General features: G+C 71.1%; 20 protein-coding genes. 15 read left to right on the forward strand and 5 right to left on the reverse strand.

The features are described 5' to 3' along the window. Positions 1-20: 20 nt before the first annotated feature. From ACGFWE_RS02605 to ACGFWE_RS02645, 9 genes are all read left to right on the forward strand, one after another. Complete coding sequence (locus tag ACGFWE_RS02605; RefSeq protein WP_352384901.1) at positions 21-827, forward strand: HlyD family efflux transporter periplasmic adaptor subunit; 807 nt, start codon at positions 21-23, stop codon at positions 825-827. After that, complete coding sequence (locus tag ACGFWE_RS02610) at positions 824-3046, forward strand: NHLP family bacteriocin export ABC transporter peptidase/permease/ATPase subunit (RefSeq protein ID WP_352384899.1); 2223 nt, start codon at positions 824-826, stop codon at positions 3044-3046. The genes ACGFWE_RS02605 and ACGFWE_RS02610 overlap by 4 nt, the downstream gene beginning before the upstream one ends. Position 3047: 1 nt before the next feature. Continuing rightward, a complete protein-coding gene (locus tag ACGFWE_RS02615) occupies positions 3048-5861 on the forward strand; it encodes an NHLP bacteriocin export ABC transporter permease/ATPase subunit (RefSeq protein WP_393597319.1) in 2814 nt (937 codons plus the stop codon). 133 nt (positions 5862-5994) lie between these two features. Further along, positions 5995-7497 carry an MFS transporter gene (locus tag ACGFWE_RS02620; protein ID WP_393597321.1) on the forward strand — a complete coding sequence of 501 codons (1503 nt, stop codon included), beginning with the start codon at positions 5995-5997 and terminating at the stop codon, positions 7495-7497. 157 nt (positions 7498-7654) lie between these two features. Next, a complete protein-coding gene (locus tag ACGFWE_RS02625; protein WP_352384894.1) occupies positions 7655-8665 on the forward strand; it encodes a Ppx/GppA family phosphatase in 1011 nt (336 codons plus the stop codon). A 27-nt stretch (positions 8666-8692) separates the two neighbouring features. Continuing rightward, on the forward strand, positions 8693-8863 hold the full coding sequence (locus ACGFWE_RS02630; protein WP_352384892.1) for a hypothetical protein: 171 nt from the start codon (positions 8693-8695) through the stop codon (positions 8861-8863). A 57-nt stretch (positions 8864-8920) separates the two neighbouring features. Further along, positions 8921-9934, forward strand: coding sequence for an iron-containing redox enzyme family protein (locus ACGFWE_RS02635; RefSeq protein WP_393597324.1), 1014 nt, complete (start codon positions 8921-8923; stop codon positions 9932-9934). Further along, on the forward strand, positions 9935-10621 hold the full coding sequence (locus tag ACGFWE_RS02640) for a HemK2/MTQ2 family protein methyltransferase (protein WP_352384889.1): 687 nt from the start codon (positions 9935-9937) through the stop codon (positions 10619-10621). It begins immediately after the preceding gene. Then, positions 10602-10808, forward strand: a complete 207-nt coding sequence (locus ACGFWE_RS02645) for a CDGSH iron-sulfur domain-containing protein (protein ID WP_352384887.1) — start codon at positions 10602-10604, stop codon at positions 10806-10808. The genes ACGFWE_RS02640 and ACGFWE_RS02645 overlap by 20 nt, the downstream gene beginning before the upstream one ends. 145 nt (positions 10809-10953) lie before the next feature. Here ACGFWE_RS02645 and ACGFWE_RS02650 read toward each other — a convergent pair whose 3' ends face one another. Continuing rightward, complete coding sequence (locus ACGFWE_RS02650) at positions 10954-11385, reverse strand: protease inhibitor (protein WP_352384885.1); 432 nt, start codon at positions 11383-11385, stop codon at positions 10954-10956. Positions 11386-11707: 322 nt separating this feature from the next. On the opposite strand from ACGFWE_RS02650, the gene ACGFWE_RS02655 reads away from it, so the two are divergent. The 3 genes from ACGFWE_RS02655 (at position 11708) to ACGFWE_RS02665 (ending at position 14302) form a co-directional block, all read left to right on the forward strand. Continuing rightward, complete coding sequence (locus tag ACGFWE_RS02655) at positions 11708-12271, forward strand: hypothetical protein (protein WP_352384884.1); 564 nt, start codon at positions 11708-11710, stop codon at positions 12269-12271. 101 nt (positions 12272-12372) lie between these two features. Then, on the forward strand, positions 12373-13074 hold the full coding sequence (locus tag ACGFWE_RS02660; protein WP_393597327.1) for an alpha/beta fold hydrolase: 702 nt from the start codon (positions 12373-12375) through the stop codon (positions 13072-13074). A gap of 58 nt (positions 13075-13132) precedes the next feature. After that, positions 13133-14302, forward strand: coding sequence for a lactate 2-monooxygenase (locus ACGFWE_RS02665; RefSeq protein WP_393597329.1), 1170 nt, complete (start codon positions 13133-13135; stop codon positions 14300-14302). Positions 14303-14337: 35 nt separating this feature from the next. On the opposite strand, the gene ACGFWE_RS02670 is transcribed toward ACGFWE_RS02665, so the two are convergent. The 3 genes from ACGFWE_RS02670 to ACGFWE_RS02680 all read right to left on the reverse strand — a co-directional run bounded on the left by ACGFWE_RS02670 (position 14338) and on the right by ACGFWE_RS02680 (position 17062). Next, on the reverse strand, positions 14338-15948 hold the full coding sequence (locus tag ACGFWE_RS02670) for an RICIN domain-containing protein (protein ID WP_393597331.1): 1611 nt from the start codon (positions 15946-15948) through the stop codon (positions 14338-14340). Positions 15949-16435: 487 nt separating this feature from the next. Continuing rightward, the gene (locus tag ACGFWE_RS02675) at positions 16436-16813 is read right to left on the reverse strand and encodes a hypothetical protein (RefSeq protein ID WP_059194623.1); all 378 of its coding nucleotides are present in this window, start codon (positions 16811-16813) and stop codon (positions 16436-16438) included. Positions 16814-16816: 3 nt separating this feature from the next. Further along, positions 16817-17062 (reverse strand): hypothetical protein, encoded by a 246-nt coding sequence (locus ACGFWE_RS02680; protein ID WP_352384876.1) that lies wholly within the window; start codon positions 17060-17062, stop codon positions 16817-16819. Positions 17063-17222: 160 nt separating this feature from the next. Here ACGFWE_RS02680 and ACGFWE_RS02685 point away from each other — a divergent pair, with 160 nt between their 5' ends. The 3 genes from ACGFWE_RS02685 to ACGFWE_RS02695 all read left to right on the forward strand — a co-directional run bounded on the left by ACGFWE_RS02685 (position 17223) and on the right by ACGFWE_RS02695 (position 20656). Continuing rightward, positions 17223-17945: a 2OG-Fe(II) oxygenase gene (locus ACGFWE_RS02685; protein WP_393597334.1), complete on the forward strand. Its 723-nt coding sequence runs from the start codon at positions 17223-17225 to the stop codon at positions 17943-17945. Positions 17946-18215: 270 nt separating this feature from the next. Then, positions 18216-19130, forward strand: a complete 915-nt coding sequence (gene sigJ / locus ACGFWE_RS02690) for an RNA polymerase sigma factor SigJ (RefSeq protein ID WP_352384873.1) — start codon at positions 18216-18218, stop codon at positions 19128-19130. After that, positions 19127-20656, forward strand: a complete 1530-nt coding sequence (locus ACGFWE_RS02695) for a cytochrome bc complex cytochrome b subunit (protein ID WP_393597336.1) — start codon at positions 19127-19129, stop codon at positions 20654-20656. Before sigJ ends, ACGFWE_RS02695 begins: the two co-directional genes overlap by 4 nt. Here the strand turns inward: ACGFWE_RS02695 and ACGFWE_RS02700 are convergent. Then, the gene (locus ACGFWE_RS02700) at positions 20601-22844 is read right to left on the reverse strand and encodes a glycoside hydrolase family 9 protein (RefSeq protein WP_393597338.1); all 2244 of its coding nucleotides are present in this window, start codon (positions 22842-22844) and stop codon (positions 20601-20603) included. The two genes, ACGFWE_RS02695 and ACGFWE_RS02700, sit on opposite strands and share 56 nt — an antisense overlap. Positions 22845-22875: the final 31 nt, after the last annotated feature.

The following is a 22875-nucleotide window of genomic DNA, read 5'->3' on the forward strand; positions in this document are numbered from 1 at the left end:
TCGCAGGTGAGGGAAGACCCGTGCAGTTCCGCCAACAGGCCCTCGCCAAGCTCCAGTCACCGGAGGAGCTCGACCTTCCGGTGCGCTTCGCCCGGCCTCAGGGCTGGCTCGTGATGTCGGTGACGGTGGTCGTGATGGCCGCCGCGTCCGTGTGGGCGGTGACCGGCTCGGTGGCCTCCACGGTGAGCGCGCCCGCCATCCTCACGCACGGGCAGGGCAGTTACATCCTGCAGAGCCCGGTCGCGGGCCAGGTCACGCAGGTGATCGCCAAGGAGGGCACCCAGCTGCCCGCCAACTCCCCGGTCCTGAAGGTCCGTACGTCCGAGGGCGACACCGTCGTCCGCACGGTCGCCGCGGGCCGGCTCACCGCGCTGGCGGCCACCATCGGGCAGATCATCTCGACCGGTGCGAACGTCGCCGCCGTGGAGAAGGTCGCCCACTCCTCCGACCCGATGTACGCCACGGTGTACGTGCCCGCCGAGAACGCGGCCTCCATTCCCGCGAACGCCGCCGTGGACCTGACCGTCTCCTCGGTGCCCACCCAGGAGTACGGCGTGCTGCGCGGCCATGTGAAGTCGGTGGACCGTTCGGCCCAGTCGGCCCAGCAGATCGCCGCCTTCCTCGGGGACAGTCAGCTCGGCGAGCAGTTCACCAAGGACGGCCGGCCGGTCGCCGTCCTGGTGAAGCTGGACAAGTCGAAGAAGACCAAGAGCGGTTATGAGTGGTCGTCCGCGGAGGGCCCGCCGTTCGCCCTCACCTCCATGACCGTGGCCTCGGGTTCGATCCGGCTGGCCGATCAGCGTCCCGTCGATTGGCTGCTGCCGTGAGCACCGCACAGGACACCCGGAGCAGACGCCGCTCCGCCCCGCCCAAGCGCCCGGTCCCCATGGGGAGGGCGAAGACGGTCCGTACGCCCACCGTGCTGCAGATGGAGGCGGTGGAGTGCGGCGCGGCCTCCCTCGCGATGGTGCTCGGCCACTACGGCAAGCACGTCCCGCTGGAGGAGCTGCGCATCGCCTGCGGTGTCTCCCGGGACGGCTCACGCGCCAGCAACCTCCTGAAGGCGGCCCGCAGTTACGGTCTGACGGCCAAGGGCATGCAGATGGACACGGCCGCGCTCGCCGAGGTGAAGAGCCCGGCGGTGCTGTTCTGGGAGTTCAACCACTACGTCGTCTACGACGGCATGGGCCGCCGCTTCGGCCGCCGCGGTGTCTACATCAACGACCCCGGCAAGGGCCGCCGTTTCGTCCCCATGGAGGACTTCGACGGCAGCTTCACCGGCGTCGTGCTGGTGATGGAGCCCGGCGAGGGCTTCACCCGGGGCGGCCGCAAGCCGGGAGTCCTCGGAGCGATGCCGGCCCGGTTGCGCGGCACCGCGGGCACCATGCCGACGGCGGTCCTTGCGAGCCTGCTGCTGGTGCTGGTCGGCGCGGCCACCCCCGCGCTGAGCCGCACGTACATCGACATGTTCCTGATCGGCGGTCAGACCTCGCTGCTCGGCGTGCTGTTCACGTCGATGGGGGCCTGTGTGGCCCTCACCCTCGCCCTGACCTGGCTCCAGCAGGCGAACCTGCTGCACGGCCGCATCATCTCCTCGACCCTCTCCAGCGCCCGCTTCCTGCGCCATCTGCTGCGCCTGCCGGTGACGTTCTTCTCCCAGCGCAGCCCGGCCGACCTGGTGCAGCGCCTCCAGTCCAACGACCAGGTGGCCGAGACCCTGGCCCGCGACCTCGCGGCGGCGGGCGTCGACGCGGTGGTCGTCGTCCTGTACGCGATCCTCCTCTACACCTACGACCCCCAACTCACCTACGTCGGCATCGGTGTGGCCCTGCTGAACGTGGTGGCCATGCGGGTCGTCATCCGGCTGCGGGCCACCCGTACGGCGAAGCTGCGCGCCGACAGCGCCCGGCTCACCAACACCGCCTACACAGGCCTGCAGTTGATCGAGACGATGAAGGCGACCGGCGGCGAGGACGGCTACTTCCGCAAGTGGGCCGGACAGCACGCCACCACCCTTGAGGAGCAGCAGCGACTCGGGGTGCCGAGCGCCTGGCTGGGCGTGGTTGCGCCGATGCTGGCCACCTTCAACAGCGCCCTCATTCTGTGGATCGGCGGTATGCGGGCCATCGAGGGCGGCATCTCCGTCGGTCTGCTGGTCGCCTTCCAGGCCCTGGTCACCCGCTTCACCGCGCCGATCACCCGCCTCAACGGCGTGGCCGGCCGCATCCAGGACTTCGCGGCCGACGTGGCCCGCCTCAAGGACGTCGAGAACTTCAAGGCCGACCCGCTCTACGGCCGTCCCGGCGCCGGCGACTCGACCCGCAGGCTGCACGGGCATGTCGAGCTGCAGAACATCACCTTCGGCTACAACCCGCTCGACAAGCCGCTGCTCACCGGTTTCGACCTGACCGTGGGCCCCGGTCAGCAGGTGGCGCTGGTGGGCGGCTCCGGCAGCGGCAAATCGACCGTCTCCCGGCTGATCTCGGGCCTGTACGCGCCCTGGGAGGGCGTGATCCGCATCGACGGACAGCGCCTGGACGACATCCCGCGCGGCGCGCTCGCGTCCTCGGTGTCCTTCGTCGACCAGGACGTCTTCCTCTTCGAGGGCTCGGTCCGCGACAACGTGGCGCTGTGGGACCCGTCGATCCCGGACGACGCCGTGGTGGAGGCGCTGCGGGACGCGGCCCTGTACGACGTGGTCGTGCGGCGGCCCGGCGGCATCCACAGCAGGGTCGAGCAGGACGGCCGCAACTTCTCCGGCGGCCAGCGTCAACGCCTGGAGATCGCGCGGGCGCTGGTGCGCAGGCCCAGCATCCTGGTCCTCGACGAGGTGACCAGCGCGCTGGACGCGGAGACCGAGCAGGTCGTCATGGACAACCTGCGCAGGCGCGGCTGCGCCTGCGTGGTGATCGCGCACCGGCTCAGCACCGTGCGCGACAGCGACGAGATCGTCGTACTGCAGCACGGCACGATCGTGGAACGCGGGCGGCACGAGGAACTGGTGGCGCGCGGCGGTGCGTACGCAGCGCTGGTCAGGGAACGGTGAGATGACTACCGCACACGAAGGCGATGTGGTCCTGGGGGCCCTCGGGCAGATGGGCACGCGGGTCGACTGCGCCGGCTTCAGCCGGATCGACCTCGAAGGGCCGCAGGTGCTGTGGCTGGTCGTGTCGGGCGCCGTGGACCTGTTCGCGGTGGACGCCGGGCAGCAGGGCCACTGGCACCACCTGGGCCGCCTGGAGCCGGGCGCGCTGCTGCTCGGACCGGTGTCGGGGCCCGAACACACCCTGGTGGCGAGGCCGCTCAGGGACTGCGTGGTGCACCGCATCGGCCTGCGCGAGCTGTACGAACCGGCGCACACCCAGACGTGGTCGTACGACGCGTACGGCAACCCCCAGTACGTGCCGCCGACGACGAGCCCGCTGGAGTACGCCCTCGCGCTGGGCGTGGGCCGGAGCCTGTCCATCCTCTTCCAGGCACCGATGGCCGACGAGCGGGCCGCCGCCCCGACCGACGACGACGTGTTCTGGATGCAGGTGCCGCCGGGCAGCGTGCAGTACGGCTCGCTCTACGGCGCGGAGGCGGCCGCCGACCTGTTGATGGACCCGGCGGTCTGGCAGTCCATGGTCGACCAGCAGTACCGGCTGCTCACCACGCTGGACCGCTGGATCGAGCAGTTGGAGCGCACCCACGAGACCAGGACGGCCGCCGGTATCAAGGCCGGTGAGGCCGTGCGCGCCCAGGCCGACCGGACCTTGCTGGCGTCCATCGGCAAGTCGAAGCAGCGCGCGACGACCGCCGACGCCGACGCGAGTTACGCGGCCTGCAAGCTGGTCGCCGACGCGGCCGGGATCCCGCTCGCCGAGAACGCGCACAGCGGCACCGAGAGCGACCGCCTCGACCCGGTCGAGCGGATCGCCCTCGCCTCCCGCGTCCGCATCAGGTCGGTGCGCCTGGACGGTCGCTGGTGGCGCGACAACGTCGGCCCGCTGGTGGGCCAACGGGCCCTGTCGGGCACGCCGGTCGCACTGCTGTGGCGGCGCGGCGGCTATGTGGCCGTGCATCCGGCGACGGGCCGCGAGACGCCGATCGAGAAGGACAACGCGGAGGAGTTCGAACCGCGTGCGGTGATGTTCTACCGCCCGCTGCCCGACCGGGGGCTCAGTCCGCTCGGCCTGCTGCGGTTCAGCATGCGCGGCACGGGCGGTGATATGACGAACCTGCTGCTCAGCGGTCTGGTGACGGTGGCGATCGGCGCGCTGGTCCCGATCGCGACCGGCAAGGTGCTCGGCGAGTTCGTGCCGAGGGCGCAGACCGCGCTGATCGTGCAGGTGTGTCTGGCCGTGATGGTCAGCGGGGTGGTGACGGCGGCCTTCATGCTGCTGCAGAACCTCACCATGCTCCGTCTGGAGGGCCGTATCGAGGCGACCCTGCAACCGGCCGTCTGGGACCGGCTGTTGAGGCTGCCGACGAAGTTCTTCACCGAGCGCTCGACCGGTGAACTGGCCAGTCAGGCCATGGGTATCAGCTCGATCCGCCGGATGATGGCGGGCCTCGGCCCCGCCGTCGCCCAGTCGGTGACCGTCGGCGCGATGAACCTGGGCCTGCTGTTCTGGTACAGCGTCCCGATGGCGATGGCGGCGATCGGCATGCTCGTCGTCATCGCCGCCGGCTTCCTCGGCCTCGGGCTGTGGCAGGTGCGCTGGCAGCGGCGGCTGGTCGTGCTCAGCAACAAGCTGAACAACCAGGCCTTCCAGACCCTGCGCGGTCTGCCCAAGCTCAGGGTGGCGGCGGCGGAGAACTACGCGTACGCGGCCTGGGCCGCGGAGTTCGCCCGCAGCCGCGAGCTCCAGCAGAAGGTCGGCCGGATCAAGAACCTCACCGCGGTGATGGGCTCGGTCTACCTCCCGCTGTGCACGCTGCTGATGTTCATGCTGCTGGCGGGTCCGGCGCGCGGCTCGATGTCGGCGGCGGAGTTCCTCACCTTCAACACCTCGGTGACGATGCTGCTGACCGCGGTCACCCAGCTCACCGGCGCCTTCGTCTCGGCGGTGTCCGCGCTGCCGCTGTTCGAGGAGATCAAGCCGGTCCTTCAGGCGCAGCCGGAGGTGCGCACGGCGAGCACCCGGCCGGGCCCGCTGACCGGGGCGATGGAGGCCCGCAAGCTCTCCTTCCGGTACTCCGACGACGGTCCCCTGATCCTCGACGACGTGTCCTTCGAGATCCGGCCGGGCGAGTTCGTGGCGATCGTCGGCCCGAGCGGCTGCGGCAAGTCGACCCTGCTCAGGCTGCTGATCGGCTTCGACCGTCCGGTCTCCGGGAGCGTCCTGTACGACGGCCAGGACCTGGCCGCCCTCGACCAGTCCGCGGTGCGCCGGCAGTGCGGTGTCGTGCTCCAGCACGCCCAGCCGTTCACCGGCTCCATCATGGACGTCATCTGCGGCACCGAGCCCTGCACGCCCGAGGAGGCGATGGCGGCGGCCGCGATGGCGGGGCTCGCGGAGGACATCCAGCGGATGCCGATGGGCCTGCACACCATCGTCTCGGGCAGCGGGGCCATCTCCGGCGGCCAGCGCCAACGCCTCATGATCGCCCAGGCATTGATCCGGCGGCCGCGGATCCTCTTCTTCGACGAGGCGACCAGCGCCCTGGACAACGACACCCAGCGCACGGTCATCGAGTCCACCAAGGCCCTCAACGCCACCCGGATCGTCATCGCCCACCGTCTGTCCACGGTGCTGGACGCCGACCGCGTGATCGTGATGGAGAACGGCAGGGTCGCCCAGCAGGGCCCGCCGGCACAGCTCCTCGCGGACACCGGCGGGCGGCTGCACGAACTGGTGCGGCGGCAGATGGCGTAGCGGCGTTCGGGCCGCCGCCACCCCCTCAGCGAAACGTTGCCGTTTCGCTCGGCATGGTCTAGCCTCCTCGTGTACGAAACGGTTTCGTTTATGAACCGGAAGAGCCCGGCCGACTTTCCCTGGAGTTGCTCCCATGTCCCAGAAGACTGTGACCGACAGCGGGCAGGTGGGCGCCGTCGAGGCGCCGACCGACGCTTCGGCCAAGCGGTGGTGGATCCTCGCCGTCGTCGCGCTCGCCCAGCTGATGGTGGTCCTCGACGCCACCATCGTGAACATCGCCCTCCCCTCGGCCCAGGCCGACCTCGGGTTCTCCGACGGCAACCGGCAGTGGATCGTCACGGCCTACGCCCTGGCGTTCGCCTCCCTGCTCCTGCTCGGCGGGCGGATAGCCGACCTCTTCGGCCGCAAGACGGCCTTCCTCATCGGTGTCGTCGGCTTCGCGGCGGTCTCCGCGCTCGGCGGTGCCGCCACCAACTTCGAGATGCTGGTCACCGCCCGTGCCCTGCAGGGCGCCTTCGGCGCGCTCCTCGCACCGGCCGCGCTCTCCCTGCTCAACACCACGTTCACCGACGCCCGCGAGCGGGCCAGGGCGTTCAGCGTGTACGGCGCCATCGCCGGCGCCGGTGGCGCGGTGGGCCTGCTGCTCGGCGGCGTCCTCACCGACGCGCTCGACTGGCGCTGGACGCTGTACGTCAACGTCGTCATCGCCGTCGTCGCCTTCGCGGGCGGCTGGCTGCTGCTGCACAACCACCGTGACGCCGCGAACTCCAAGCTCGACGTGCCCGGCACGCTGCTGGTCGCCGCCGGCCTCTTCTCCCTGGTCTACGGCTTCTCCAACGCCGAGACACACGACTGGGGCTCCCCCGAGACCTGGGGCTTCCTGGTCGCGGGCGGTCTGCTGCTGACCGCCTTCGCCTGGTGGCAGACCCGCGCCGCGCACCCGCTGCTGCCGCTGCGCATCCTGCTGGACCGCAACCGCGCCGCCTCCTTCCTGGCCGTGCTGATCTCCGGCGGCGGCATGTTCGGCGTCTTCCTCTTCCTCACCTACTACCTTCAGCTGAACCTGGGCTTCAGCCCGACCAAGACCGGTGCGGCGTTCCTGCCCATGGTCGCCGCGCTGATGGTCGCGGCCCAGGTCAGCACCACGATGCTGGTCCCCCGGATCGGGCCGAAGGTGGTCATCCCGGTGGGCTTCGCCGTCGCCGCGGTCGGCATGGCCTGGCTGACCGGGATCGGCGTCGGTTCCAGCTACCTGACCGCGGTACTGCCGCAGCTGATCGTGACCGGCTTCGGCCTCGGTCTGGTCATGCCGCCGGCCATGCAGCTGGCCACCGGCGGGGTCGCCGCCGAGGACGCGGGAGTCGCCTCCGCCACCGTCAACGCCATGCAGCAGGTGGGCGGTTCGATCGGCACCGCCCTGCTGAACACGCTGGCCGCGAGCGCCGCCACCGACTACCTGGCCGGCAAGGACCCGACGAACAAGCTGGTCCGGGCCCGGGCGACGATCGAGAGCTACACCACCGCCTTCTGGTGGTCGGCGGGCCTGTTCGCCGTCGGCGCGCTGATCACCTTCCTGCTCTTCCGGCGCGGTGTGCCGGAGCAGGACGCGGACGCCGCACCCGTCGTACACATGTAGCCGCCGCAGCGGGAGCCGCCGGTTTCGAAGGGCCGCCGTCAGCAGGGAGACGGCGGCCCTTCCCTGTCGACGGGCGGTGCCCTGCCGGTGGCTGAGAGCGACGGTCGACAGGGACGACCGGCGTTGGAAGTGGCTCTCGGTGGGTACCCACAGGGCCATGCGGATAAGCGTGGTGGATGTGGGTTCGAACACGGTCCGGCTGGTGGTCGCGGACGCCGAGGACGGGGTGCCGTTGCCGGTCCACACGGCGAAGTGGCGGCTGAGACTGGCCGATCATGTGCGGCCGGGCGGACCGGTTCCCGAGGAGGCCGTGGAACGGTTGGTGGAGGCGGTGGAAGAGGCCGGCCGGACCGCCGCCAAGTGGGGTGCGGCCGGACCGCTGGCCTTCGCGACCGCGGTCGTGCGCTCCGCGCCCAACCGTCAGGAGGTGCTGCGCACCGTCCGCACCCGGACCGGCATCGGGCTGTACACCCTGCCGGGCGAGGTGGAGGCGGAGCTCACGTTTCTCGGGGCGCGGCGCTGGATGGGCTGGCGCTCGGGGCCGCTCGCGCTGTTCGACATCGGCGGCGGGTCGCTCGAAGTGGCCTTCGGACGCGGCCGGCTGCCGGACTACGTGGCCTCGCTGCCGCTGGGCGCGGGCCGGCTGACGCACGAGTTCTTCGAGGGGCAGGACCCGCCGCCCCCGGAGGCGGTGCGGGCGCTGCGCCGCAAGGTACGCCACCAGCTGCGGGACGTGGCCTCACGGATCCGCTGGGAGGGACCGCGCACCGCCGTGGCCACCTCACGCACCTTCGAGCAGCTGGGACGGCTGTGCGGCACCCCGCCCGGGCGGCGCGGACCGTTCGTGGAACGCCGGATGCACCGCGCCGACCTGGGGGAGGCCGTCGAGCGCCTGGCCGCCCTCCCGGCCGCCCGGCGGGCCGAACTGCCCGGCATCTCCGCCCCGCGCGCCGCGCAGAGCCTGGCCGGTGCCGTGGTGGGCCACACGGCGATGAAACTCACCGGGATCAGGACCGTCACCATCTGCCCCTGGGCGATCCGCGAGGGGGTCCTGCTGCGGCACATCGAGGACGGCGCCTCCTGGTGGGCGGAGATCGCCCGCCGCAACGAGGAGAACACCGTTCCCGCCGAGCCGGTGCCCCTGCGTATCGCGACCGCCAGCACCTGAACGAGGAAAGAAAGCGAGGAGACAGCCGTGCCGGAGAAGAAGCAGAAGCCCGACACCGCCCTGGACGAGGTCCTGCACGAGTTCGAGGACACCGAGAAGCGCGTCCGGGACTCCGACGAGCAGCGGGCGCAGCGGGGCGAGGCCGGAGAAGCGATCACCCCGAACGAACGCGCCCAGGACGAATCCGCAGGAGAGTGACCCTGGACGGCCCGGGCGGGTGAGGGTGATCCTCCGCCGCCCGGGTACCCGGGGGCCATGCCTCAGGACCCTCGAGAACCACAGCTGCCGCCGGCCCGGGGCCCGGTCTCCGCCGCAGTCCAGGAGTATCTGCTCGGCGCCGGCCCGCTGCCGCGTCACGAGACCGTCGCGACGGCGGACGTGTACGGCGACGACTTCCAGCTGGCCCTCTACATCTGTTACGAACTGCACTACCGCGGCTTCGCGGGCATCTCCGGCGACCACGAGTGGGACCCGGACCTGCTGCGCACCAGGGCGGACCTGGAGAGCCGCTTTCTGTCCGCCCTGCGCAGGGACACCCCGGTCCATGACAGCGTCGAGGACGCGCTCGCCGAGCTCCTGGTGGAGCCGGTCGACGGCACGGGAGTCAGCCACTTCCTGAGCAAGGAGGGCGAACTGTGGCAGGTGCGTGAGTACGCGGCCCAGCGTTCGCTCTACCACCTCAAGGAGGCCGACCCGCACGCGTGGGTGCTCCCCCGGCTGTGGGGCCGGGCCAAGGCGGGCATGGCGGCGATCGAGTACGACGAGTTCGGCGGCGGCCGCCCCGACCGTGTCCACGCCCTCCTCTTCGCCGACCTGATGACGGACCTGCGCCTGGACACGACGTACGGGCACTACCTGGACGCGGCCTGCGCAGAAATGCTCGCGACGGTGAACCTCATGTCCCTGCTGGGCCTGCACCGCAGCCTGCGCGGAGCCCTCGTGGGCCACTTCGCGGCGGTCGAGATCACCTCCTCCCCCGGTTCCCGGCGACTGGCCGAGGCGATGCGCCGCACCGGCGCGGGACCGGCCGCCGAGCACTTCTACGACGAGCACGTCGAGGCCGACGCCGTCCACGAACAGGTCGTACGCCATGAGGTGATCGGCGGTCTGCTGGCCGAGGAGCCGCAGCTGGCCGCCGACGTCGCCTTCGGTATCGATGTCACCGGATACGTCGAGGACCGGCTCGCCGACCGCCTGCTGCGCGACTGGGCGGACGGACGCTCGTCCCTGCTCAGGCCGCTGGCTTCCGAAATCCACCATATTTCCTGAATGTCGGGGTACTTGAGCGACGTGAGATCACTGATTCCCCCTCTGGTCCTCCCCGGTGTCTACAGCCCGCAGGAGGACACCGAGCTGCTGGCCGGAGCCCTGTCCGAGGAGCCGCTGCCGCCCGGCGCGGACGTCCTGGACGTGGGCACCGGGACGGGCGCCCTCGCTCTCCAGGCGGCTCGCCGGGGCAGCCGGGTGACCGCGGTCGACGTGTCGTGGCGCGCGGTGTGCACGGTCCGCGCCAACGCCTGGCTGACCGGTCTGCCGGTCCGGGTCCGGCGCGGAAACCTCTTCACTCCCGTGCGGGACCAGTCGTTCGACCTCATCCTGACCAATCCGCCGTACGTACCGGCGCCGACCGGCACCCGCCCGCCGCGCGGCAGGGCCCGGGCCTGGGACGCGGGCCATGACGGGCGGTTCGTACTGGACCGCGTCTGCCGGGAGGCACCCGCACTGCTGCGCCCCGGAGGGGTGCTGCTGATGGTGCACTCCGAACTGAGCGACTCGGGGCGGACGGTGGAACATCTGCGCGCGGCCGGCCTCAAAGCCGCCGTGACCCGCCGGCACCGCATCGATTTCGGACCGGTGCTGCGCACGCGGAGGGAATGGCTGCGTCAGCGCGGTCTGCTGTCCGCCGCCGACGAGAAGGAAGAGCTGGTGGTCGTCCGTGCCGAACTCCCCCTCTGACTCCGAGCGGCCGTGCCGCATCCGGGTCCAGCACCGCGGTCCCCTGCTCGTGGAGGGCCCGGTGGAAGTGGAGCTGGAGGACGGCACCACGGTCGCCTCCGACCGCTTCCGGGTGGCCCTGTGCACCTGCCGGCGCAGTCGTCGCTATCCGTGGTGCGACACCAGTCACCGGGAGCGGACACGCTGACAGGCAGTGACCGAGGGGGCCGGCGGACGGCCCCACTCCGTCCGCCGGCCCTCGGTGCGGGATCACGGGGTTCCGTGAGAGGGGCGGCACTCCCCAGCCACCGGCCCCTCGGGCAGGTCACGGGGTCCCCCGCGATCCCGGTCTCTCAGAACGCGAAGACGCTCGTCCCGTCAGAGTTCTTCACGCACTCGTTGGCGAAGGTGCGCTCGTAGGAGACGCGCTTGCCCCGCCAGACGCCGTCGACCGTGACCACCACGGGGTTGTACTCCCTGGTGCACAGGGCGTCCGATCCGGCCCCGAGAGCGTCGAAGTCCCCTTGTGCCGCGCGCAGTTCGGCGCAGGCCTGGGCCGCGGCCGGATGGGTGCCCGAGGAGGTCGGGGCACAGGTCAAGGTCACGGCACGCTCAGGGGTGACGGTGGCGGCGCTCTCCCCGTGCCCGAGGGTGAGCACGAGCGCCGAGGGGGCGTAGAGGCTTGAGGCGGCGGCCGGTTCGGCGAGGGCGGCCCCGGTCAGGGGTCCGCAGACGGCGGTGGCCGTGAGGCCGAGGGTCGCTGCCCAGCGCGCGGTGTTCCGCATTGTGTGCATCCTTCCGCTGGATTCGAGGGTGTGCCCTCCGACTCGGTCGGTGCCGGAGCGGCGAGCGCGAGTCTGCCGAGTCCTGGCCGCAACTTCACATCGACCCCACAGCTTTCAGTAACCTTGCGTGTTGAATCAGTGGCGTGAAGTCACATCATCCGAACAACTGAACCCTTTAACCGCGCGGTTCTTGATCGCCCGATCCGGCCGGATGGCCTGATTACCCCCTCTCGGCAATAGGCCTGAAACATTCCGCTTCAGCCGTCGGCGCACTCTGTCGCGACCTCTTGCGTTCATGAAGCAGGCGAGTAATCGTCATTACATGATTACCGACGAACAGCGAGAGAAGCTGCGCGGCTGGTTCACCGGCCGGTTGCCCGACGACCTCTTCGAGGCCCTGGTCGAGGTGGTGGTCGACCGCGAGGAGATCACCGTGATCGGCCGCATCCCCGGCCCCCGGCTCAGCGGGGACGTCTCGGCCGCCGAGCGGGAGGCGGCCGTGCAGGGCCGGATCCAGGAGTTCCGGGAACGCACCCGGGAAGAGCGCGTCGAGGTCGCCCGCGAGGCCGAGCACGCGTTCCGCCGCAAGGTCTCCTGGGGCGTGGAGTGCGACGGTGAGCGGGCCCTGTTCACGCATGTGGCCGCGCCCGTGATGACCCGGCTGCGCCAGCCCGAGCGCCAGGTCCTGGACACCCTCATCGCCGGCGGGGTCGCCCGCAGTCGCAGTGACGCGCTCGCCTGGTGCGTCCGGCTGGTCCAGCGGCACACCGACGACTGGCTCGCCGAGCTGCGGGAGTCCCTGGAACACGTCCAGCGGGTGCGGGAGCGGGGGCCGGACACCGAGGGGGTGGCCGGTTCCGCCACCGGGGACCCGGAAGAGGGATAGCACGGACGCGCTCCAGGTCTTCAACCGCCGTCGGCGAGGCGGACGTTCCGGTTCGCGCACCGCGGGAGGGCGTTGTCGGTGCCGTCGGCTACGTTGCGGGCATGACTCATTTCGTGCTGGTGGCAGGAGCAAGACTCGGAGCGTCGGCGTGGGACGAGGTCGCGGCCGAGCTGCGCGCGGCCGGGCACCAGGCCCATCCGCTGACCTTGTCGGGCCTCGCGGAGAAGCGGGGGGTCCCGGCGGGACAGCAGACCCATGTGCGGGACATCGTCGACGAGGTCGAGCGGCTGGACCTGCGCGAGGTCGTGCTCGTCGGGCACAGCTACGCGGGGATACCCGTGGGCCAGGCGGCCGAGCGGATCGGTGACCGGCTCGCGCGGGTGGTGTTCGTGGACTCCGGCGTGCCCGTCGACGGGGAGTCGTTCCTGTCGGGGTGGCCAAGTGACCATGTCCGCAAGGAGATCGAGGACAACGACGGCTTCTGGCCGCTGGTGGGCGCCGACTACTACGCCGGCCAGGGGCTGACGGACGAGCAGATCGCCCGGATCATCGACCGCTCGTCCCCGCACCCGGGCGCGACGCTCACCGAACCCGCCGTCCTCACCCGTCCATTGGGCGAGCTTCCGGCGACCTACATCAAGTGCCTCCTCGACGACGAGGAACCCATGCCCGTGGTGGCGGAACTGCTGAAGAGCGAGCGCTGGGAACTGGTCGAGATGGACACCGGCCACTGGCCGATGTTCTCCCGGCCACGGGAGCTGGCCCGGATCCTCGCCGAGCATGCGGCGGCCACCCCCGCCTGACCGGCACCCGCCTGCGGATATCGTCGGCCCACCCGACGACGAGAGGCGGTTCCGACGGATGGCCGAGCACTGGGCGGACTTCCAGTACGAGATCTATCTGAACGGGATGTCGGGTGCGGTGCCCCGGCTGCCCACCGACCTGACCCGGCTGGAGGAGCTCACCGAGCAGCGCCTCGGTCCGGGACCGGTGGGCTATGTGGCGGGCAGCGCGGGCGACGGCAGTACGGCCCGGGCGAACCGGGCGGCTCTCGAGCGGCGCCGGATCGTCCCGCGCATGCTGCGGGACGTCCATGAACGCGACCTGTCCGTCGAGGTGTTGGGGCGTGCCCTGCCCGCGCCGCTGGCGCTGGCGCCGGTCGGCGTCCTGTCGATCATGCACCCCGACGCGGAACCGGCGGCGGCCCGGGCGGCGGCGGCACAGGGCGTGCCGTACATCCTGTCGTCCGCCTCCAGCACACCGATGGAGCAGGTCGCCGAGGCGATGGGGGACGCCGAGCGCTGGTTCCAGCTGTACTGGCCGAAGGACCCGCAGGTGGCGCTGAGCTTCCTGAACCGGGCGAAGGCGGCCGGGTTCACGGCCCTGGTCGTCACCCTGGACACGCCGTTGCTGTCCTGGCGGCCCCGCGATCTCGACCAGGCGTACCTGCCGTTCCTGCACGGCGTCGGCACCGCCAACTACTTCTCCGACCCGGCCTTCCGGGCGGGCCTGGCCAAGCCGGTGCACGAGGACCCGAACGCGGCCGTGCTGCACTTCGTCGGCTTGTTCGCGGATCCCGGCAAAACCTGGCCCGACCTTGCCCTCCTGCGGGAGAACTGGGACGGGCCGATCGTCCTCAAGGGCGTCCTGCACCCCGACGACGCCCGCCTCGCCGCCGACGCCGGGATGGACGGGGTCGTGGTCTCCAACCACGGCGGCCGTCAGGTCGCCGGGGCCGTCGCGGCGGCCGACGCGCTGCCGGGGGTGGTGGAGGCGGTCGGCGACCGGCTGACCGTGCTCTTCGACAGCGGTGTCCGCACCGGCGACGACGTCTTCAAGGCCCTCGCGCTCGGCGCCCGCGCGGTGCTCCTCGGACGCCCGTACGTCTACGGCCTCGGCCTCGACGGGCAGGCGGGCGTCGAGCACGTGATCCGCTGTCTGCTCGCGGAGTTGGACCTCACGCTCGCCCTCTCGGGCCACGCGAGCCCGGCCACGGTCGGCCCCGACGACCTCGTGGAGGGCCCCGCCTGAGGGGAGACCTCCGTGAGCGGAGGCCTCCCCGGTCCCTAGATCCGGTCCGTGAGACCCGCGGGCCGGGCCTGCGGGGCCTCGCTCCCGGTGACCGACAGCGAGCCGGGACTGGCGCCGGCGGCCGCGTCGGTCAGCCAGCGCTGCTGGTCCGAGCGGTCACGGACCTTGACGACGACATCGGCGCCCGGGGCCTCGGCGGTGGGGGCGAGGGCGAGCTGCTCGTCCCAGCGGGGCAGTAACTCCCCCTGCACGGTGAGGTCGTAGCGCACGTCGCCGGCCCGCTCGGCCTTCTCGTCGGCGCAGGTGCCGAGGATGACCACACCGGCGTCCACGTGCGAGTCCAGGCACAGCTCGATGTCCGCCTCGCTGCGCAGCAGCCCGTCCTCCCCGTACGACCACTGCTGGGTCCGCTCGGTCGAGCAGGCGGCGAGTTCGGTGGCCGCGCCCGCCTTCACCGTGCCCCGGATGTCGAGGCAGAGGTCGGCGGCGGCGTTGCGCAGCCGGGTCACCGCCGGTGCGGTGGGCAGCTGGGCGGTGCCCGGGGTGCCGGCGCCGGGGGCCGTACCGCTGCCGGTGGCGCTGGTGGAGGCGGCCGGGTCGGCGCCGCCGTCGTGCGACCACAGGCCGGTGGCGAGCATGGCCGCGAGGAGTCCGGCGGAGGTGAGGCCGACCCCGGTGAGCAGCGTCCGTGAGGAGCGCAGGCCGCCGCCCTCGCCGGGAGCGCGGCGGCCGGGAGTCGGGATGCGGGCGAGGATACGGCGGCGTCCCGCGCCGTGCCGGCCGGCGCCCCGGCCGCGGGCCGCCGTCGGGGGCGTACGCCCGGCGCGCAGTTCGAGATAGCGGCGGGCGCCCCAGCCGAGCACCGCCTCGGCGATCAGTATGCCCAGGCCGCCCTCGAAATGGCTCAGTTGTTCCGCGGCGGAACGGCAGTAGCGGCACTCCGCGAGATGCTGCTGGACATCGGGCAGCAGGGCTCCGCCGCGGCGAATCGGAACGTCGAGGAGACGGTTGTAGAAGCGGCAATCCTTCGTCGGCGCGAGTTCCCGATGGGCATGTACACATCCCTCACGGAATTTTTCACGCGCCTGTTCGAGCGCGGCCGACGCCGTGTCGGTATCCATGCCGAGGAGTGCGGCGGGCACGGCAATCGACTCCGCCTCCACCTCGGTGTGCCACAGCAGGCAGCGGGCGAGTCCGGGAAGGGACTGGAATGACCGCTCGGCGAGCTTGCGGTTTTCGGGGGTCATGGACTTCGCGGCCCGCATGCCACGGCCGCCGTTCGGCTTCATCAGGTCCGGCAGAACAGCGGTTGTCCGGTCCTCGGTCGTCCACTCCCTGACCGTGTCCCGCACGGCCACGAGGGTTCTGGGGCGCAGCGCGAGGGCCTGTTCGCCGAGCGCGAGCCGGTCCAGGACCTGGTGAAAGGCGGCCGCGGCCACCATGGAGGCGGTCTCGGTCGGGGAGGCGAGGCAGATGACCGCGTATTCGTGCGCCGGTTTCCAGTGGCGCGCCATGAGCAGCGCGACGGCCTGGGCGGCCTCGCCGTCGGGACGGCCCCTGAGCCGGGCGGCGAGATCCTCGTCGGATTCCGAGGAGGCACCGCCGGGCGGCGGGTAAGGAGGGAGCGGTGGGTGGGGGGTTGGCACTGAGCGGGTTTCCTTCCCACGGACATGGGACTCACAGAAGTTCTCGCGCCGAAAAGGAGTGCCGAAGGGCGTCCCTTTTGGGCGCGGGCGTGGGAAGCACGAATTCGCCGACGCCCCTTCACCCCGGTTCCCCACGGGACGAATGCGACCCGGCCCTTGCCCCCACACAGGGGGTTCACCCTTGCACACGTCACTCACGGCCAACAAGGCACTTGGGCAACATCAGCGTCAATGGAAAGACAATCCGGGGGAACCGCAACTGCGTCCCCTCGCACCGGCTTTCGACATTCCATGCGCCCCGTGTGAAACCCGCGCACGCGCCGGAGCGCCACGCACGCTCCCCCCGCCCGGTGACCGGTGGTCCAGTGGAGACGGCCCCTCCGGGAGGCCCCGCGTGGGACGGCGGCTCTTCCGCGCGAAACCCCGGCCGCCGACCCCGTTCCTCCCGCCCTCGGTCGGCGGCCCCGGGGCGGGACGGTCGGCGGCCTCAGATCTGCCAGGAGCGCAGCCGGTCGGCCGCGCCGTACACGTCGGTCTTGCCGGAGATCAGGTCGCGGGCGAGGTCGACGAGGGCGCCGTAGGGCGGGTCGATGCCGACGCCGCTGACGAACATGTAGGCCACGGCTGTGGCGCAGGCGAAGCGGGCGTTGGCCGCCGGTAAGGGCTTGAGCAGGGCCAGGGTGTGCAGGAGGGCGGCGGCGCGCCAGGCCGGGTCGGAGTCGACGCCCAGGCGAGGCGGGTCGACGCGGTGCCGGGCGACGGCGGCGACGAGGGCCGAGAAGTCGTTGATCGTGGGCTGGTCGGGCAGAACCTCTTCGTGCCGCTGGAGCAGCCAGGGCACGTCGATGTGAACCACGGAAGCCATCGGTCAGCCGACCCGCCCCGCACCCTTGCCCGCCGGTTCGTCCTCGGGGAAGGCGGCGGCGAACTCGTCGGCATGGGCGGAGAAGAACCGCCGGAACGCTTCCGCGCCTTCCTGCAGGGCCCGGTGCCGGGCGATGTCGGCCGCGGCGGCCTCCCGTACGAGGGCCTTCATCGACGTACCTCGCTCCTTGGCGATCTGCCGCAGGTCCTCTAGCTCGCGATCGCTGAACTCCACGTTGAGAGCTGGCATGCCTCCATGGTACCGCTCGGGTACTCGGCCGTAAATAAGCGCAGGTCACACGGGATGTAAACCGGTACCTGCCATGCCCGAAGCACCGTGTCCGATTCCCGCCGGACCGACGGTGCGCGACGTTCCACACTCAAAGGAGAGAAGGAGAGAAGGAATCGACATGATGCTCACCCCCGGCACGGCCGCCGCCCGGGCCGCCGAGACCGACTGGGCCGCGCTCACCGCCGAGTTGGACACGCACGGCTGCGCGCCGACGGCGCCGCTGCTGACGCCGGACGAGTGCCGGGACCTGACGGCGCTGTACGAGAACCCGGAGCTGTTCCGGACCACCGTGGACATGGCACGCCACCGCTTCGGATCAGGCCAGTACCGCTACTTCACGCACGACCTGCCCGCCCCCGTCGCCGCCCTGCGCGCCGCGCTCTACCCCCGCCTGCTACCTGTCGCGCGCGACTGGGCGGCCCGTCTCGGACGCCCGGCACCCTGGCCGGACTCCCTCGAGGAGTGGCTGGAGCGCTGTCACGCGGCCGGACAGGACCGCTCGGCGCAGATCCTGCTGCGCTACACCGAGGGCGACTGGAACGCGCTGCACCGGGACGTCTTCGGCGACCTCGTCTTCCCGCTCCAGGTGGTGGTGGGCCTGGACGAGTACGGCACCGACTACACCGGCGGCGAGTTCCTGATGGTCGAGCAGCGCCCGCGCGCCCAGTCACAGGGCACGGCGACCGTCCTCCCGCGGGGCCACGGCGTGGTCTTCACTACCCGTGAACGGCCGGTACGCACGAAGCGCGGCTGGTCGGCCGGGGCGATGCGGCACGGGGTGAGCATCGTGCGCTCCGGCCGCCGGCACGCGCTCGGAATCGTGTTCCACGACGCGTCCTAGCACACGGCTGGGCTTCGACGGGGCGACCTCCAAGCGGTGCGGGAACCATGGCAGCACGTGCTCGGAAACGTGACCAAACGCTGCCGGAACACCGACGGCACTCGTCCCAATCGTCGATGTCCACGGGGCCGGCCCGGCCCGGTCGCAGTCCCGATCAGTACCGGCACGGACCACCTCGGTGAGGCGTAGGTCACATTGGGCCGCCCGATGTCACATTCCGGGGCCCGACCGCCTCGCAGTAGTGAGCGCGCTACTGGGAGGCCACACGCGATGTCCGAGATCCCCCTTCCCGACACCGAGGCGGCGACCGGTGTCTTCGTCGAGCACCGGGAGCTGTTGTTCGGCGTCGTCTACAACATGCTGGGCAGCGTCGCCGACACCGAGGACGTCCTCCAGGACACCTGGCTGTCGTGGTCGCGCCGGGGCGTGGACGGGGTCGACAACCCCCGGGCCTATCTGGTCCGGATCGCCGTCAACCACGCGCTCCAACGGCGGGCCGTGGTCAGCCGTCGCCGGGAGACCTATGTCGGCCCGTGGCTGCCCGAGCCGCTGGTCGCCGGGGAGGACGGCGCCGACGACCCCGCGCTGCGGACCGAGTCCGTGTCGCTGGCGATGCTGGTGGTCCTGGAGTCGTTGTCCCCGCTGGAACGCGCGGTGTTCGTGCTGCACGAGGTGTTCGGGTACGCCCACACCGAGATCGCGGAGATCCTGGACCGCACCCCGGCCGCCGTACGGCAGGTGGCGCACCGCGCGCGGGCCCATGTGCATGCCCGCCGTCCGCTGTACGAGGCGCATCCCCGGGTCCGCCGGGAAGCGACGGAACGTTTCGTACGGGCGGCCGTCGGCGGGGACATCGCGGAGCTGATGGAGATCCTCGCGCCGGACGTGACGGTGTGGACGGACGGCGGCGGCAAGCGCCGGCCGTCGGCGCTGCGCCCGGTGCACGGCCGCGACAAGGCCGTACGGCTGCTCAGCGGTTACGCGAAGCGGGGCTCGGCGCAGGCACACCCGCTGGAGCTGCGCCACCGCCGGGTCAACGGCGACGACGCGGCCGTGCTGTTCCAGGACGACGCGCCGTACGCGGTGATCGTCCTGGACCTCACCCCGGACGGCGACCAGGTCTCGGCCCTCTACGTCGTCAGCAATCCCGACAAGCTCACGCATGTGCAGAAGGAGGAGGCGTGACGCGCACGGAACTCCCGGCCGGGCCGGGGAAGGGCGAGCGGCTGTCCGGCTGGCTCGACGGACGGCTCGGCACCCGCACGCTGGGCGCGAAGTACCTGCGCAAGGTCTTCCCGGACCACTGGTCCTTCCTGCTCGGCGAGATCTGTCTGTACAGCTTCGTCGTGCTGATCCTCACCGGGGTGTGGCTGACGCTGTTCTTCCATCCGTCGATGAACGAGGTGACGTACCACGGCAGTTACACGCCGCTGAACGGCGTGCGCATGTCGGAGGCGTACGCCTCGACGCTGGACATCAGCTTCGACGTGCGCGGCGGACTGCTGATCCGGCAGCTGCACCACTGGTCGGCGCTGATCTTCGTCGCCGCGATGCTCACCCACATGATGCGGCACTTCTTCACCGGCTCGTTCCGCAAGCCGCGCGAGGTGAACTGGCTGTTCGGCTGGGCGCTGCTGTTCCTCGGCCTGTTCGAGGGCCTCTTCGGCTACTCGCTGCCGGACGACCTGCTGTCGGGCACGGGCATGAGGTTCGTCTACGGCGCCACCGTGTCGGTGCCGATCGTGGGGACGTATCTCGCGCTGTTCCTGTTCGGCGGCGAGTTCCCCGGCCATGACATCGTGGCCCGCTTCTACTCGCTGCACATCCTGGTGATCCCCGGCATCATGGCGGCCCTCGTGGTGGCCCATCTCATCCTGGTCGTGTACCACAAGCACACCCAGTTCGCGGGCCCCGGAAAGACCGAACGCAACGTCGTCGGCACACCGTTCTTCCCGGTGTACCTGGCGAAGGCGGGCGGCTTCTTCTTCCTGGTGTTCGGGGCGCTCACGCTCATCGCGGCGGTGGCGTCCGTCAACCCGGTCTGGTCGTACGGCCCCTACCGCGCCGACCAGGTCTCCACCGGCGCCCAGCCCGACTGGTACCTGGGGTTCGCGGAGGGGCTGGTGCGGGTGATGCCGGGCTGGGAGGTCACCCTGTGGGGCCACACGCTGGTCCTCGGGGTCCTGATCCCGGTCGTGGTCTTCCCCCTCCTCCTCGTCTTCATCGGCGTGTATCCGTTCCTGGAGGCCCGGTTCACCAAGGACCGGCGTGAGCACCACCTCCTGGACCGCCCGCGCAACCGACCGGTCCGTACGGCGATCGGCGCCTCCTGGATCAGCCTGTATCTGATCCTGCTCGCGGGCGGCGGCAACGACATCGTGGCGACCCGGCTCCATCTGTCGATCAACACGGTGACCTGGGCCGTGCGGATCGGGATGTTCGTCGTCCCGGTGGTCGTCTTCGTCGCCACCCGGCGCATCTGCCTGGGCCTGCAACTCCGGGACCGGGAGCTGGTGTTGCACGGCCGGGAGACCGGTGTGATCAAGCGGCTGCCGCACGGTGAGTACGTCGAGGTGCACCAGCCGCTCGATCAGACCGAACTCCACACGCTCACCGCGCACGAACGGCCCGGTGAGCTGGTGGAGCCTGCGAGGGTCAGTCTTGATCCGCCACGAAGGACGCCATCCGGGTCAGAGCGGAGTTCCAGTTGATGGTGTGTTCGTTGGTCGACCAGGACTGGATGTCGTCGATGTAGCAGAACTGGCCCACGCAGCCCTGGAGTTTGCTCTGTGCGTAGGGGTCCTGGATGCCCGAGTTCGCCCCGCCCGCGAGGGTGCCCTTCGGCGGGTTGGGCATGTTCGGGTCGAGCTGGTGGGCGTACCAACGGGCGTGCTGGTTGTGTGAGTTGACCTCGCCGTAGCCGGTGACGTAGGAGATGTTCAGCGCGTTGCGGCCGAAGATGTAGTCGATGCCCTGGAGAGCGCCGTCCCGGTACTTCGTGGCGCCGGTGATGTCATAGGCGGTGGCGATGACGATCCCGTTGTGCAGGATCTGGTGGTTGGATCCCCAGTCGTAGAGGTTGCCCTCCGGGGCGTACGGCAGGCCGTACGGGTGGGCCTTCAGGGTGGCCAGGTAGCGGTCGGCGCCCTTGACGACGGACTGCCGGACCTTGTCGCGGCCGGGCAGCTTGCTCGGCACGGTCGCCAGGTCGAGACGGGCCGCGGCGGCGGTGCGGGCCCAGTCGTAGCCGACGGGAGTGAAGATGTCGGCGGTGTGGACGGGTGAGGCGAGCACGTGGTCCTGGAACGCCTTCTCCCCCGTGGTGAGGTACAGCTCGGCCGCGGCCCAGTAGAACTCGTCGGTGACGTTGTTGTCGGCGTAGGTGCCGCCTCCGGTGCCGTCGCTCTCCGAGGCGTACAGGTCGGGGTGGGCGAGTGCCGCGGTCCAGGCCTTGCGGGCGGCCGCCAGGGCCTTCGCCGCGAACGCCTTGTCGTACGGCTTGTACAGGCGGGCCGCCTGCGCGGCGGTCGCGGCCAGGTTCAGGGTCGCCGCGGTGGACGCCGGGTGCAGTTCACGCTTCTGCGGGTCGTCGCTCGGCAGCAGCGGCAGGCCGGTCCACTGCTCGTCGTGGATCTTGTGGTGGGCCATCCCGGCCAGCGGCTGCCCGTCCGGCACCTGCATCTTCAGCAGGAACTCCAGCTCCCAGCGGGCCTCGTCGAGGATGTCGGGCACCTTGTTGCCGCTCTCGGGGATGGTCAGGGTGCCGTCGCCGAGCCTGTCGGGCTGCCCGGTGCGGGCCAGCAGTTCGCGTTCGTACGTGCTCAGCACCTCCCAGGTGGAGATGCCGCCGTTGACGACGTACTTGCCGTGGTCTCCGGCGTCGTACCAGCCGCCGGAGACGTCGAGGGTGTAGTCGCACACGCCGGGCTGGCAGGGCACGTTCTTGTCGCCCTGGTTGGGGGCCACGTTCACGTGACCGGCGGCGCGGCCGTAGCCCGGGCGCAGGTCGTCGCGGATCGCGATGCCGCTGCGCTGGGTGTAGTAGTACTTCGCGGCGTCGAGGCGGAGCTGCTCGTAGGCGCGCGTGCCGATGTCGAAGGGGCGGCTGGTCTCGCCGTCCGCGACGAGGGTGAGGCCCTCGCCGCGCTTCTTGTAGGCGCCGAAGTCGATCGAGTGGACGTTCTGCCCGGAGGAGGCGTCGATGCCGCGCGGCAGGGTCCAGCCGTGGGCGACGACGGCCCCGGAGGCGCTCTTGAGCTGCCAGGGCAGCTTTGTCGTCGCGTCGGTGACCAGGGTGGCGTTCTTCGGCCCTGCGGGCAGATAGGCGACCTGGTTGACGCGCACGCGCGGCCCGGTATCGGGCTCGTACACCTCCGGCGGGACCCCGCCCAGCAGGGACGCGTTGTCCATGCAGAAGCGGAACGGGTCGGCGCTGCCGCCTAGTTGGAGGCCGACCTGGCCCTGGGCGGTGTCGACGGGCGAGGTGAAGGTGTAGGAGTAGGAGTTCCCGGAGACGCTCAGCTGCGGGCTCACCTCGAAGTACGTGTCGTAGGGCGCCACCTGCAGCCCCACGATCGCCCGCAGAACGTGTCCTTCGGGCGAACCCTTCGCGGTGAAGGAGAACTTGTACGACTCGCCCTTCACCAGGGTGACGTCGTTCTGGCCGACGGCGGCGTCCCAGCGGTTGGCGGTGCCGCCGGGCACGTCCGCGCAGAGCTGTCCGTCGGACACCTCCGCGGTGACGTTGCTCGTCGTCCACCAGGGCGCGGTGGTGGTGTCGAAGGTGCCGTTCTTGAGCTGCTCCACCTCGTCGGCGGCGGCCGGAGACACGGGCGAGGCGACAAGTGCCGCTCCCAGCAGCGCGGTCAGGGACAACAGGGCGGTTCTGCGTCTGTTCACGTCCGGACTCCTCGGGGGAGGTACGGGCGGC

Source organism: Streptomyces sp. NPDC048523 (genome assembly GCF_043199815.1).
Taxonomy (GTDB): domain Bacteria; phylum Actinomycetota; class Actinomycetes; order Streptomycetales; family Streptomycetaceae; genus Streptomyces.

What these genes read in the sequence shown, in the direction of transcription:
- ACGFWE_RS02615 (WP_393597319.1), top strand. Translation starts at nt 3,048, where the DNA reads ATGACTACCGCACACGAAGGCGATGTGGTCCTGGGGGCCCTCGGGCAG.
- ACGFWE_RS02620 (WP_393597321.1), top strand. Translation starts at nt 5,995, where the DNA reads ATGTCCCAGAAGACTGTGACCGACAGCGGGCAGGTGGGCGCCGTCGAG.
- ACGFWE_RS02625 (WP_352384894.1), top strand. Translation starts at nt 7,655, where the DNA reads ATGCGGATAAGCGTGGTGGATGTGGGTTCGAACACGGTCCGGCTGGTG.
- ACGFWE_RS02635 (WP_393597324.1), top strand. Translation starts at nt 8,921, where the DNA reads ATGCCTCAGGACCCTCGAGAACCACAGCTGCCGCCGGCCCGGGGCCCG.
- ACGFWE_RS02640 (WP_352384889.1), top strand. Translation starts at nt 9,935, where the DNA reads ATGTCGGGGTACTTGAGCGACGTGAGATCACTGATTCCCCCTCTGGTC.
- ACGFWE_RS02650 (WP_352384885.1), bottom strand. Translation starts at nt 11,385, where the DNA reads ATGCGGAACACCGCGCGCTGGGCAGCGACCCTCGGCCTCACGGCCACC.
- ACGFWE_RS02655 (WP_352384884.1), top strand. Translation starts at nt 11,708, where the DNA reads ATGATTACCGACGAACAGCGAGAGAAGCTGCGCGGCTGGTTCACCGGC.
- ACGFWE_RS02660 (WP_393597327.1), top strand. Translation starts at nt 12,373, where the DNA reads ATGACTCATTTCGTGCTGGTGGCAGGAGCAAGACTCGGAGCGTCGGCG.
- ACGFWE_RS02665 (WP_393597329.1), top strand. Translation starts at nt 13,133, where the DNA reads ATGGCCGAGCACTGGGCGGACTTCCAGTACGAGATCTATCTGAACGGG.
- ACGFWE_RS02675 (WP_059194623.1), bottom strand. Translation starts at nt 16,813, where the DNA reads ATGGCTTCCGTGGTTCACATCGACGTGCCCTGGCTGCTCCAGCGGCAC.
- ACGFWE_RS02680 (WP_352384876.1), bottom strand. Translation starts at nt 17,062, where the DNA reads ATGCCAGCTCTCAACGTGGAGTTCAGCGATCGCGAGCTAGAGGACCTG.
- ACGFWE_RS02685 (WP_393597334.1), top strand. Translation starts at nt 17,223, where the DNA reads ATGATGCTCACCCCCGGCACGGCCGCCGCCCGGGCCGCCGAGACCGAC.
- sigJ (WP_352384873.1), top strand. Translation starts at nt 18,216, where the DNA reads ATGTCCGAGATCCCCCTTCCCGACACCGAGGCGGCGACCGGTGTCTTC.